At 68.1% G+C, this 11,856-nt stretch carries 15 protein-coding genes; 5 read left to right on the plus strand and 10 right to left on the minus strand.

Going from position 1 to position 11,856, the window contains the following annotated elements; translation table 11 throughout:
• Window positions 1-18 precede the first annotated feature (18 nt).
• The 3 genes from G3I17_RS25280 to G3I17_RS25290 form a co-directional block, all read right to left on the minus strand.
• The gene (locus G3I17_RS25280) at window positions 19-1,167 is read right to left on the minus strand and encodes an ROK family transcriptional regulator (protein WP_164600080.1); all 1,149 of its coding nucleotides are present in this window, start codon (window positions 1,165-1,167) and stop codon (window positions 19-21) included.
• A 32-nt stretch (window positions 1,168-1,199) separates the two neighbouring features.
• The gene (locus G3I17_RS25285; protein WP_164600081.1) at window positions 1,200-1,904 is read right to left on the minus strand and encodes a GAF and ANTAR domain-containing protein; all 705 of its coding nucleotides are present in this window, start codon (window positions 1,902-1,904) and stop codon (window positions 1,200-1,202) included.
• A 194-nt stretch (window positions 1,905-2,098) separates the two neighbouring features.
• Window positions 2,099-2,419: a hypothetical protein gene (locus G3I17_RS25290; RefSeq protein WP_164600082.1), complete on the minus strand. Its 321-nt coding sequence runs from the start codon at window positions 2,417-2,419 to the stop codon at window positions 2,099-2,101.
• Between the two features lie 64 nt (window positions 2,420-2,483).
• Between G3I17_RS25290 and G3I17_RS25295 the strand changes: the two genes are divergently transcribed.
• The 5 genes from G3I17_RS25295 (at window position 2,484) to G3I17_RS25315 (ending at window position 6,198) form a co-directional block, all read left to right on the plus strand.
• The gene (locus tag G3I17_RS25295) at window positions 2,484-3,128 is read left to right on the plus strand and encodes a TetR/AcrR family transcriptional regulator (protein WP_164600083.1); all 645 of its coding nucleotides are present in this window, start codon (window positions 2,484-2,486) and stop codon (window positions 3,126-3,128) included.
• Entirely contained in the window at window positions 3,121-5,079 is a 1,959-nt protein-coding gene (gene nhaA, locus G3I17_RS25300; RefSeq protein ID WP_164600084.1) for a Na+/H+ antiporter NhaA, read from the plus strand. Before G3I17_RS25295 ends, nhaA begins: the two co-directional genes overlap by 8 nt.
• Before the next feature lie 41 nt (window positions 5,080-5,120).
• A complete protein-coding gene (locus G3I17_RS25305; RefSeq protein ID WP_164600085.1) occupies window positions 5,121-5,438 on the plus strand; it encodes a hypothetical protein in 318 nt (105 codons plus the stop codon).
• A 110-nt stretch (window positions 5,439-5,548) separates the two neighbouring features.
• Window positions 5,549-6,004: a rhodanese-like domain-containing protein gene (locus G3I17_RS25310; RefSeq protein WP_164600086.1), complete on the plus strand. Its 456-nt coding sequence runs from the start codon at window positions 5,549-5,551 to the stop codon at window positions 6,002-6,004.
• On the plus strand, window positions 5,998-6,198 hold the full coding sequence (locus G3I17_RS25315) for a hypothetical protein (RefSeq protein WP_164600087.1): 201 nt from the start codon (window positions 5,998-6,000) through the stop codon (window positions 6,196-6,198). The genes G3I17_RS25310 and G3I17_RS25315 overlap by 7 nt, the downstream gene beginning before the upstream one ends.
• A 96-nt stretch (window positions 6,199-6,294) precedes the next feature.
• Here the strand turns inward: G3I17_RS25315 and G3I17_RS25320 are convergent, their stop codons facing one another.
• The 7 genes from G3I17_RS25320 to G3I17_RS25350 form a co-directional block, all read right to left on the minus strand.
• Window positions 6,295-6,801: a tetratricopeptide repeat protein gene (locus tag G3I17_RS25320; protein WP_203590721.1), complete on the minus strand. Its 507-nt coding sequence runs from the start codon at window positions 6,799-6,801 to the stop codon at window positions 6,295-6,297.
• A gap of 69 nt (window positions 6,802-6,870) precedes the next feature.
• Window positions 6,871-8,613, minus strand: coding sequence for an MOSC and FAD-binding oxidoreductase domain-containing protein (locus G3I17_RS25325; protein ID WP_164600088.1), 1,743 nt, complete (start codon window positions 8,611-8,613; stop codon window positions 6,871-6,873).
• Window positions 8,614-8,615: 2 nt separating this feature from the next.
• On the minus strand, window positions 8,616-9,437 hold the full coding sequence (locus tag G3I17_RS25330) for a pyridoxamine 5'-phosphate oxidase family protein (RefSeq protein ID WP_164600089.1): 822 nt from the start codon (window positions 9,435-9,437) through the stop codon (window positions 8,616-8,618).
• Complete coding sequence (locus G3I17_RS25335) at window positions 9,434-10,027, minus strand: ABATE domain-containing protein (RefSeq protein ID WP_164600090.1); 594 nt, start codon at window positions 10,025-10,027, stop codon at window positions 9,434-9,436. The genes G3I17_RS25330 and G3I17_RS25335 overlap by 4 nt, the downstream gene beginning before the upstream one ends.
• A 146-nt stretch (window positions 10,028-10,173) precedes the next feature.
• Window positions 10,174-10,554, minus strand: coding sequence for a nuclear transport factor 2 family protein (locus tag G3I17_RS25340; RefSeq protein WP_164600091.1), 381 nt, complete (start codon window positions 10,552-10,554; stop codon window positions 10,174-10,176).
• A gap of 75 nt (window positions 10,555-10,629) precedes the next feature.
• The gene (locus G3I17_RS25345; protein WP_164600092.1) at window positions 10,630-10,989 is read right to left on the minus strand and encodes a hypothetical protein; all 360 of its coding nucleotides are present in this window, start codon (window positions 10,987-10,989) and stop codon (window positions 10,630-10,632) included.
• A 68-nt stretch (window positions 10,990-11,057) separates the two neighbouring features.
• On the minus strand, window positions 11,058-11,765 hold the full coding sequence (locus tag G3I17_RS25350; RefSeq protein WP_164600093.1) for an SDR family oxidoreductase: 708 nt from the start codon (window positions 11,763-11,765) through the stop codon (window positions 11,058-11,060).
• Window positions 11,766-11,856: the final 91 nt, after the last annotated feature.

The raw sequence follows: 11,856 nt of genomic DNA on the forward strand, positions 1-11,856 counted from the left end.
GGTGTTGGCCGGTGACTTTCAGCGACCGAGGACGAAGGTCTGGATGGCGATCACGGCGGCGCCGCGGGCCCACTGGGTGAATGACGGGTCTTGCAGGATGAGCGGGGGCGGGACCGCGGCCGGATGCCGATCGGCCCGCAGACCGGCTTGTAGCTCGTCCTGTGCCACCGTGGCCAGCTGGACGCCCTCGCCGCCGAGCATCACCGCCTCGGGCATGGTGAAGTTGCTCGCCGCCGCGATCAGGCGGCCCAGGGCGTGCCCCGCGGCGCCGACCACGCGGCGTGCCTCCGGGTCCCCGTTCTTGGCCAGGTCCAGACATTCGTCGTACTCGACCGGTCGGCCGAGTGCCGCGCTGATCTGGCGGGTGATCGCGTCGGTGGTGAGCATCGAGGCTGCGCAGCCGTGATGACCGCGCTCACAGAGCGGGCCGTCCGGGTCGAGCTGGAAGTGGCCGATCAGACCTAGTCCGGCCTCGGTGGTGTCGACCAGCTTGTCGTGCACGACGAGGCCGTAGCCGATGCCCGCGCCGATGGTGACCAGGCAGAACCGGCTGATCCCGCGACCGGCGCCGAACCAGTGGATCGCCTCGGTCACGGCGGTGACGTCGTTCGCGACCACCACCTGGGCGCCGGTGCGCTCGGCGATGAGCTGCCGGAACCGCACGTCCTCCCAGTCCAGGAAGTCGCCGCGGAGTACGTCGCCCGAGCCGTTGATGTGGCCGCCGAGGCTGACCCCGATCCCGCTGATCCCCGGTAGGCCGTGGGCGAGTGAGCGTGCGAGCTCGACCACTACGTCGGCGACCGCCTCGGGGGGGTGATCGGGGAGCGGGCGCTCCTCGGTCGCGATCACCTCGGCCCTGAGCGTGGTCAGCACGCCCAAGGCGGCGTCGCTGGTCAGCTTCACCCCGACGAAGTGATGCGAGGTGGGCACGATGTCCAACGGCTGCGACGGCCGCCCGACCCGGGGATCAGTCGGCCCACCCGGTACTTCGACCAGCAGCCCTGACTCGAGCATCGGCTTGGTCAACCGGGTCAGACTCCCCGCCGACAGCTCTACCCGTAGAGCCAGCTCGGCCCGCGACAGTGGCCCGTCCAGGAGGATCTCCAGCGCAAGCCGATGCGACGGCCCGCTCAGCGGCCGCCAGCCACCCGCTCCAACGCCTCCCACCCCACAAGACCTTACCGTCGCGGGGCGATTCGTCAGTGCGGGAGTTTGCGGGTGTCGATCAGCTGTTGGGCGACGTCGCGGAGTTTGGTGTTGGTGTCTTGGGAGTAGCGCTTCAGGATGGCGAAGGCCCGGTCGTCGTCGACGTCGAAGCGCTCCATCAGGATGCCCATCGCCTGGCCGACGAGCTTTCGGGCGTCGACGGCCTGCGCCATGGTCTCTTCGTGTCGTGCTGAGGCGACTGCTACGGAGGCGTGGCGGGCGAGGATGTGCGCGATTGCGTCGTCGTCCTCGCCGAAGGCGTCCGGCTCTGCGGAGTACAGGCCCAGTACGCCGACAGTGGCGCGGCCGGCGTCACCGGTGGTCAGGGGGACGTCCAGCACGCTGCGGATGCCGAGCCCTGCCACTTTGGTGGCCCACTCCGGCCAGCGCTGGTCCTGGGTGGTGTCGCGGATCAGGATCGTGTTGCCATCCCGCAGGGCGGCGATCAACGGTCCGTTGTCGGCGGCGATCTGCGGGCCGTACACATCGGCCACGATCGGATCGGTGACCGCGGCAACCTCCGGCTGTGCGCCGCGCGTCGCGAGGGTCACGCCCGCATAGGTGCAGTTCAGAGCCTGTAGGGCGAACTGGACGACCGCGTCGATCGTCTCCTCGACGCCGGGGGCATCGTGCAACTCGATGGCGAGTCGCGCAAAGGCGTCCGCGGACGTCGGCGCGGCAACCTCGAAGTCAGCCATCCGGGCTCCAGACATGAGTAAACGTCAGGGGGCACCCCGTGGCTGGAGTGTTCCTCAGCGCACATCATGCAGCCTCGCCCGCGGGAAGTGGTAGCCGGATCCCCGGATTCCTCGGACAGGGTTCCGGCGGTGCTCTACCGGGCAGTATCAGCCATCCTCGACGCGGCGGTTCCAGCTGGGCCCGATGCGGCGGTTCAGCGGTGCTCGACCTCGCAGTGCGGCAGGCCGGTGGAGCTCGGGGTGCAGACGAGGTAGGTGTTGTCGCCGGCGGAGGTGTCGCTGACCCACGGCATCACGGATTTGCCGGCCAGCAGGGTGTCGAGGGTCTGCAGGTCGGGGTCGCGCGGCTCCGGGTGGTGGCGGTACCCCGCGGCGCCGAGCGCGAGCGCGATGGACATCGCGAGCAGGTTCGTCTGGGTCGGCTCCGCCGGGCGCTCGGAGTCGTCGGCGGGCTCGAGCCGGATGCCGTGGTCGGGGACGTCGATGATCCGGGCGACATAGCTGCCAGCAGTCATGTCAATGACAGTAGACCTTTCGGTTCTGGGTTGCACATCCCAGATTTGTGAGTAGGGTGGCCGCATGACCGGTGCTGCGAGGCTGACGAGGAAAGGCCGCGCGACCAAGGAGCGCATCGTCTCCGCGGCCGCCGACCTGATCTACGAGCACGGCGTCGCGGGCACGAGCATCGAGGACGTCCGCGCGGCGGCGGGGGTCAGCGGGTCGCAGATGACGCACTACTTCCAGGACAAACGCAGCCTGGTCGCCGACGTGGTCGACCATCAGGCCAAGGTCGTGATGGAGCTCCAGCGCAGCCCCGTCGGTGCGTTGGACAGCTTTGCGGCGCTGCGGGCCTGGGCGGCGGTCCACGTGCAGCACCAGCTCGACAATCACTGCGAGGGCGGCTGCCGGCTCGGCTCGCTGGCGGGTGAGGTGGTCGAGACCGATCTGCTCGCCCGCGCTCGGCTGGCGCTCGGCTTCGAGCAATGGGAGCAACTGCTGCGCGAGGGCCTGCAGGCGATGTACGACCGCGGCGACCTGCGATCCGCTGCGGATCCGGAGAAGCTGGCGATGGCCCTGCTCGCCGCACTACAAGGCGGGACACTGCTCACGCAGACCAAACGGGAGGTCGCTCCGCTGGTGGCGGCACTCGATTCCATGCTGACCTACGTCGAGTCGTTCGCGACCGACCCGGCGGCTGTCGGGCGGGGAGGACGAGATGGCTGACTTCTCGGGACTGCTGAGCGGGCGGACGAACTGGACCAAGGAGTTCGCGGCGCCGATCCGGGACTTCCTGCGGACCGAGTCCGGGAGCTCGGGTGTGCTTGCGGCGGCGATCCTGCTCGCGCTGGCCTGGGCGAACCTCGCGCCGGGGTCCTACTCCGACTTCTGGCACACCGACTTCTCGCTCGCGCTCGGTGGGCGCGAGCTCCAGATGACGTTGCAGGAGTGGGTGAACAGCGGGCTGATGACGTTGTTCTTCCTGGTGGTCGGGTTGGAGGCGCGGCGCGAGTTCGACCTGGGTGATCTGCGCGACCGGAGCAGGTTCGTGCTGCCGGTGGTCGCGGGGGTGGCCGGAATGGCTGCGCCGGTGCTGATCTACCTGGCGTTCAACCACGGTGGCGAGGGTGCACATGGGTGGGGCGTCGCGATGTCGACCGACACCGCGCTCGCACTCGGCCTGCTGGCGCTGGTCGGGCGCGGAGTGCCGGATCGCGTCCGGGTGTTCCTGCTGACCGTGTTCGTCGTCGACGATCTGATCGCGTTGCTGGTGATCGCGATCGTCTACAGCGAGAACATCTCCCTGATGCCGTTGACGATCGCGATCGTTGCCTTCGGCGTGCTGCTGGTGGCGAGTCTGTTCCACGTCCGGCAGGTCGGGGTGTACGTCGCGCTGGGCGTGATCACCTGGGCCGCCTTGCTGACCAGCGGTGTCGACCCGGTGGTCGCGGGGTTGGCGATCGGGTTGACCGCATCGGCGTACTCGCCGGGGCGCGACGACCTCGAGCAGGCGACCGGCCTGTTCCGGTTGTTCCGCGAGCAGCCGACGCCGGAGCTGGCCCGGAGTGCCACCCTGGGGCTGACCTCGACACTCTCGCCGAACGCGCGACTCCAGCACTTCTACCACCCGTGGACGAGCTACCTGATCGTGCCGATCTTCGGCCTGGCCAACGCGGGCGTCACGATCGATGGTGGTTTCCTGGCGCAGGCGTACCGATCGCCGATCACGCTTGGCATCCTGTTCGGCTACGTGATCGGCAAGCCGGTCGCGGTGATGGCGGCGTCCTGGGCGCTGACCCGCTTCACCGGCGGCCGGTTACGGCCCCAGGTCGGCTGGGCCGCGGTCGCGGGCAGCGGCACGATCGCCGGCATGGGCTTCACGGTTTCGTTGCTGATAGCAACATTGGCGTTCGAGGGGCCGGCGCTGGCGGAGGCGAAGCTCGGACTGCTGTCCGCCGTGCTCGTCGCGTCGGCCGTGACGTGGCTGGTCTTCCAGGCCGCGCACTTGTTGTCGCCGGCGCGCAAGGCGGTCGCGTTGCTCGGTGATGTGGACGAGCTGGTCGACCTGATGGAGCCGGTCGACCCCGAGCGAGACCACATCCGCGGACCGGAGACGGCTTCGGTGACCTTGGTCGAGTACGGCGACTTCGAATGCCCCTACTGCGGCCTGGCGGAGCCCGTCGTCCGGGATCTGCTGAAGGACGACGACCTTCGGTACGTGTGGCGGCACCTGCCGTTGACGGATGTGCATCCCCGAGCCCAGATCGCGGCCGAGGTCGCGGAGGCTGCGTCTGCGCAAGGTGCGTTCTGGGAGATGCACGACCTGCTGCTCACGAACCAGGAGAACCTGAAGCCGGCCGACCTGATGTCCTATGCCGAGCAGCTCGGACTGGACGACGACCGGATCCACGATGAGGTCAAACGGCACAACGCGGCCGCCCGAATCGCCCAGGACGTCGAATCCGCCGACCTCAGCGGCGTCTCCGGCACCCCGACCTTCTTCGTCAACGGCCAACGCCACTACGGCGCCTACGACGTCGCCACCCTCACCACAGCAATCAAGACAGCGCGCATCCGCGCCAAGATCAGGGACACCGACCTCCCCCCGCTGGTCCGACGCCGGCGAGCACGATCGACCTCGGGCGAACCGTCTGACGGCCGTAGTCACAGCCCATGAGGAGCTGGCGCGGCGCGAGCCGGTGCTGGCGGGGCTGCTCGATGAGTATGGCGAGGTCGATCCGTTCGGCTGGTCGGACGAACGCATGGAGGCCAGCCGGCCTCACCGATGCCGAAGCGATCACCGCGCTGACCGCGGTCCGGGGGATCGGCCTGTGGTCGGCCCAGATGTTCCTCGTCGCCCAGTTGCACCGCGCCGACATCCTCCCCGCAGGCGACGGCGGCATCCGTCGGGCCGTGGCGGCCGCGTGGTCGCTGCCGCAACTACCGACCATCAAGGAGGTCGAACAACTCGGCGCGCCGTGGGCTCCGTATCGCACCTACGCGGCGGCGCTCCTCTGGCGTTCGCTCGGCTCTTGAAGTGCGGTGGCAGTAATTAGTCCTACTAGGTCATTGCTGCCACTGTCGTGAAGGTCGGGCCTTCGGGAAGCTGGGATCTCCGCAGAAATCCGACCGAAGGAGATCCGAAGATGTCGACGGTGCTGCAGACTCCGCCCGCTGTGCAGGATGAGGCGGTCGCTCACTTTGCCGGGAAGCTCCGATTCGAGACCGACCCGTCGGATGTCGCGGCGGATATCGGCGCCGGCGTTGGCGGCTGGGTGTTGGTGGACAGCCGGAGTCAGGCGAGCTGGGATCAGGGGCACGTGCCCGGGGCGATTCACTTGCCGACGGGGGAGGTCGCAGCGCGGGCTGCGTCCGTAGTACCGGCTGGGACTCCGGTGGTCACGTATTGCTGGGGGCCGGCCTGCAATGGCGGTACGAAGGCGGCGCTGGAGTTCGCCAAGCTGGGCTATCCGGTGAAGGAGATGATCGGCGGGATGGAGTACTGGACTCGCGAAGGTCTGCCGGTGGAGACCGCGGCCGGCATCACCCGCCAATCGTCCGACCCGCTGACTGCGCCCACCGGGATCGCCTGCGCTTGCTGATCAGCCCACGCCAGTTCCGCGAGTCGGTCACCATCGACGGCCTCACCCGCACGCTCCTGGCCGCGGCCCTGGTCGGCTGGGGAATCGCCCGCACCCACCAAGCCGCGAACGACCAGGCACCCACCCCGTCCACGCCCCAATCCCCGAGAACGCCTGACGGCCTGCTAGGCCGGACGAGCGTCGTTGGGTGGTAACTAACTTGCACCTGGAGACGAGAAGTTTCCACTTAGCTGGCTAGTGGCCTGCCGGGGTTGGAGCGCCGACGGAGGAGGGCGTGGGGAGGGGCGGCATCAGGGGTGGAGGTTGGCCAGGTAGTCGGCGTTGCCTCGGATGGCGGCTTCGTAGCGTTTGAGTTCGGGGGTGTCCACGCGGTCGGCTATCACCAGCAAGAGGGTGGCGAGGGCTTTGTCCGGGTGGCCGGCGGCGTGGTGGGTGAGGGCCTTGAAGACCCGTAAGGAGTCTGATTCCGGGAACTCCTTGGTGGCCGCCTTGAAGACCTCGAGCGACTCGTCGAAGCGATCCAGGTTGCGCAGGGTGCTCCCGTACTGCAGCAGGCAGCGGCGTTCGATGTCGCCGCTCAGCCCGGGCAGCGCCTGTTCGTAGTACGGGAGTGCTTTCTCCTCCTGGCCGGCCGTGTCGTAGGAGCCGCCGACCTCGTAGAGCACGTACGGGTTGCCCGGGTGCTTGGTCAGCAGGTCCTCGAAGAAGTCGATCGTCGGTTGCATGTTGTCCCGGTCCCGCCGGGCGAATGCTTCTTCGATGGTCGCGGCCAGTTCCGGCGTCAGGTCTTCGCTCACCGTTCCATCATGCCGCGTCCGGATCCCGGGGCCGCCGGGGCCGCTCCGACTTGGCGGGCGGAAGGTGGCTCAGAGGTCGAGGACGACCTCGCCGTCCGGGCGCGCGCAGCAGGGCAGGATCTGGCCGGCCGCAGGTGGCTCCAGCGGCTCCGGCTGGTAAGTCACCTCGCCGGAGATCAGTGGCGTGACGCAGGTGTGGCAGACGCCCGTCCGGCACGACCAACGCGTCGGTACGTCGCAAGCGTCGGCCAGGTCGAGCAGCGATGCCTGCTGGTCCGACCACGGCACGGACAGGCCGCTCCGGGCGAAGGTGATCAGCGGCCCGCTCCCCGGCTCACCCTCCGGCGGATGCGGCGGTACTGCACGGTGGTCGGTGATGCCGGGCGTGATCGCCGCCAGTGCGCCGAACAGCTCGGTGTGGATCCGTTCCCGCGCAATCCCCAACCCAGCAAGAGTTTCCTGTACTTCGTCCATGAACCCGGCCGGCCCGCAGATGTACGCCGACGCGTCGGCGGGCAACCCGAGCTCGGCGAACTCCGCGGCAGTCGGGCGCTTGCCAGTCGCCGTGTAGAACACCCGCTGATGCGCCAGAGGAAGAGCCGCCAGCAGCTCACTCGCCTCGCCGGCGAAGGCCTGCTGCGCCTCATCGCGCGCAACGTGAATCCACCACACAGGCCGCGGCCGACTGTACATACCGGAGGTCTGTTCTGTAGTTAGTGCGTGAAGCATCGCGAGTACCGGGGTGACGCCGACGCCGGCTGAGACCAGGACGACTGGGCTGGCATCGTCGGTCAGGACGAAGTCGCCTCGGGGTGCGGCGGCCTCGATCGTCATCCCGGCCGCGACGTGGTCGTGGATGTAGCTGCTGACCAGGCCATCGCGCTTCACGCTGATCCTGTACTCCGCTGCGCCAGGCGCCGACGACAATGAGTAGCTCCGGACAGCGGGCGGGCCGTCGGGGGACAAGCCGGCCGCGATCCGAAGCGTCAGATACTGGCCGGGCTGTGCGGCCGGCAGCTCACCCGGACCGTCCTCCGGTTGGAGGCAGACCGACAGGATCGTGCTGCTCTCAGGCACCACCGCGGTCACCTTCAACGGCCGAAAACCCGGCCAGGCGGCGGTCGGTGCAAGCGTCGGCGCAGGTGCCAATCCAGCCGCAGGCGCAGCGGAGTACTGATCGACCAGTTCGCGGAAGGATTGCTGCCAGCCCGGGCTGAGTGCGGGGATGTCGAGTGACCGCCGGAGCTTCGACCGATCGCGGTCCGGGAGATACAGCAGCGCATCGATGTCGGCCACGCTGAGCGCCTCCGGCCCGATCCGCGTCCGGACGATCTCGTCGCCCGCCTCGACGCGTCCCTCCTTGATCACGCGGAGGTAGAACCCCGGCCGATGGTGCGCCACGAGCAGCGACGGCAGCTCCGGTTCGCCCATCCGCAGGCCGACGCGATAGCAGGTCACCCGCGGCTGGGTGACCTCGAACTCCGCCTCGCCGATCCGGTACCGATCGCCGATACAGACCTCGTCATCCGGTAACCCGTCGACGGTGAAGTTCTCGCCGAACATCCCGTAGGTCAGATCGTCCCGCCCGAAATGCCGGCGCCAGTGGGCGTACGAGTCGAGCTGGTAGACGAGCACCGCGCGCTGCTCGCCACCGTGCCCGCCGAGATCGCCCTGACCGTCACCGTCGACGTTCAGCCGCCGAACCATTCGCGGCCCGTCGACGGGTGCCTTGAACACGCCCGTGTAGACCGTCCGGTCGTGCCAGGACACGTCCTTCGGCAGGCCGACGTTGAGAGAGCGCAGCGTCGCCATCGTCAGCTCCAGCTGTTCAGTACTGTGCGGGTCGGCCGGAAGCGCACCGCTCGCCCCGTCTCGCCTCCAGCGTTCCAATCGATTGTCGCCGTACCGGACAAGTGCAGCGCGGTACCGGTGGTGAAGTCGAGAAACAGTAATGAGGCCGTCGGGTCGACCGAGATGTTGCCGAGGCTGTTGAACATGTTGTTTCCCGGGAAGTCAGGCCACCAGATCTCGTCGCCGTCGACCCGCACGAAGCCGGGCTCGCCGCCCTTGTGTGACGTGTCGGCGCCACGCGTCGGGTGCGCAGTCCCGAGGAAGAAGGTGTCGGCGGCCTCGATCAACGCCTTCTGCTCGACGCCGAGTGTCCCGTCGGTCACGATCGGCAGGGACGACGCCGGCTGGGTGACCTCGTGTGGATGGATGTACTGCGGACAGTTGCCATAGGCCTGCTCCGCCGCGATCTCCAACTCCCCATCGGTACTTCGAACCAGCTCCCCATTGATCCTGACCCGCCGCCGCAACGCCAGGTCGATGACCAGTACTCCGACCGGCTGCCAGGCGGGAACCTCATGCAACGGATCGCCCGCGCCAGGCGCAGTACGGATCGTCAACGTGCTGCCGCTGGAATCGAGGAAGCCCGGCACCCCGGACATCGCCGTCGTCCACAACCGGCCACCGCCGTCGCGGGCCGTGATCGCCACGAAATCGCGCTGCGCCAGGAACTTCTTCGCGCCACCCTCGAGCGAAGCCGGCCGCAGCATCCCCTCCAGCCGGGTCGCGTCATGCGCCACGCCGGCCTTCTTCTGGACCGCCAGTTCGCCCTCGTGAAAACCGCTCATGACTGCCTCGTCTTCTCGTAGTGGCGGGCGACGCGAGCGCGGTTGCCGCACCTGCTGCCGATGCACCACTGCCGCCGCCTGTGCTCTGCGAGGAAGAGCATCGAGCAGTTCGGGTTCGCGCAGCGCCTGAGCGTCGCCAGCCGTTCGGCGTCGGTCATCAGCTCGATCGTCTCGCGGGCCATCGACGCGAGCGCCGCGTTCCCGCCGTACTCCGGATGCCAGCGGGTCGCCGCCTGCAGACCGTTGCCGTGCGCAACCATTCGCAGGCTCTGTGGCGCCCCGGCCGCGGCCGCGTTGATGTCGTCCACGGAGGTCGCCGACGGCAGCTCTCCGGCCAGGTGCGAGTCGAGGACGTCGCGAACGGCAGCCCGCAACCGGCGGACCGCCGCGCAATCCGGGACCGGCCCGGCCGGCAGTCGCACCTCCTGGAGCGACCACCACTGCGCCAGCTGCTCCGGCGTCTCGATCAGATCCACCGGGGGCGTGGCGGCCAGCAGCTGGGTGTCGACAAGGTCGAGCGCCACCAGCCGCTCACCACCCATCGCGAACCCCGCCACCAACAGGTCCTCAACACTCGGGCCAATGCTCACACCATCACCTTACGCATTAGTTACGTCCCAGATCAACCCTTTTGGTTGGCCTGACGTAGCTTGACGTAATGGTTTTAGCTTCACTGAGGCATTAGCCAGGAGCGGAAGAGGAGCAGGCCCATGTCTTCTGGGCGGGCCGTGAAGGTCTAGAACATCGTGTTGGCGTTGGCGGAGGTCGCCGGGATCTCCTGGATGACGTCCCAGTGCTCGACGACCTTGCCGTCTTCGACCCGGAAGAAGTCGGCGAGGGCCTGACCCGGTTCGCCGGGCTTGAGAGTCAGGTGGGAGTGCGTGGCGACGAGGTCTCCGTCGGCGAGGACGCGCTTGATCTCCAGTTGGAGTTCCGGGTTCTCGCCACGGAGCCAGTGCACGAAGCCGATGAAGGCTTCGGTCCCGTTGGCGGCCATCGGGTTGTGTTGCGTGTAGCGATCTCCGACGTACTGTTCGACGGCCTTCTCTGGCTCGCCGCCGAACGCGGTTTGGTAGTAGTCGACGACAATCTGCTTGTTACGTTCGAGATCGGCCATGTGCGTGACGCTAGCGACTGGCGTCGCCAGTGGGAAGTACCCACTTGTAGGTAAGGCACTTCCTCGATGCCCCGGTCAGGGCAGTTTCGATACCTGGTAGTGCGCGATGCGTGCGTCGTTGCCGTTGCCGCGGGCAATGATGCCGAGGAAGAGTTCGAGGGTGGGGCGGTCGACGAAGGAGAAGGCGGCCTTGAGGTAGCCGAGGGCCAGGTCGTCGCTGAGCTGCCTGGTCTCCAGGATGTCGTAGTCGACCTTCATGCCGAGCGGTTGCGAAGCGTAGTACTCCGCTACGCCGGCCGGGCCGATGCTGTAGGGGTGCAGGCCCTGGAAGATCGCGTCGTCGGTGAAGACCTTGGCGACGGCCTCTGGTTCGTGCGCGTCGACGCCGGCCTTCCACTGGTCGAGGACTGTGCGGAGGGTAGTGGTGGTGTTCATGCTTGGAGCTCCTTGAGTTGAACCTGGCTCGGAAGCGGGCGGCGGGGAGCCGCCCGCCCGGGGAGCGACTAGTGGCCGGCGCTTTGGCCGCCGTCGACGTGCAGGATCTCGCCGGTGACGAAGGGCGCCTCTTCGAGGTAGGTGATGGCTCCGACGACGTCGGAGATCTCGCCCATTCGGCCGACCGGGTGCAGGCCGGCGAGGGCCTCGTGGCTCTCCTCCGGGTGCATCGGCGTCCGCATGATGCCGGGGGACACCGTGTTGACGCGGATACCGCGGGCGGCGTACTCGATCGCCAGCGACCTGGTGACCGCGTTCAGGCCGCCCTTGGTCAGCGAGGCGAGTGCCGACGGCACGTTGGAGTTGGCGTGGTCGACCAGCGCGGTCGACACGTTGACGATGTGACCGCCGCCGGTGGCGAGCATCGCCTCGACCGCGCGCCGGGTGATCTCGAAGAAGCCGCGCAGGTTCACGCCGGTGACGAGGTCGAACTCCTCGTCGGTGTAGTCGGTGAACGGCTTGGCGATGAAGACGCCGGCGTTGTTGGCGAGCGTGTCGATCCGGCCGAACGCGTCCAGACCCTGCTCGATGATCCGGTTCCCGACGCCCGGGGTGGCGACGTCGCCGGCCACGGTCAGTACCAGCGGGTCGTCGGAGGGCTTGATCGAGCGCGAGTTGGCGACGACGGCGTACCCGAGCTTGCGGTAGGCGGTCACCAGACCCGCGCCGAAGCCCTGCGATGCGCCGGTGATGACTGCGACCTTCTGAGTACTCACAGTGCTGCTCTTCTCTCTGTGTCAGTTCGGGAGAGCGATCGTTCTCCGTGACTCGATAGTGGCTCGGCGCGGAGGGCGGATCCACGACTTG

This window comes from Streptomyces sp. SID13031, assembly GCF_010548305.1.
Taxonomy (GTDB): Bacteria; Actinomycetota; Actinomycetes; order Propionibacteriales; family Kribbellaceae; genus Kribbella.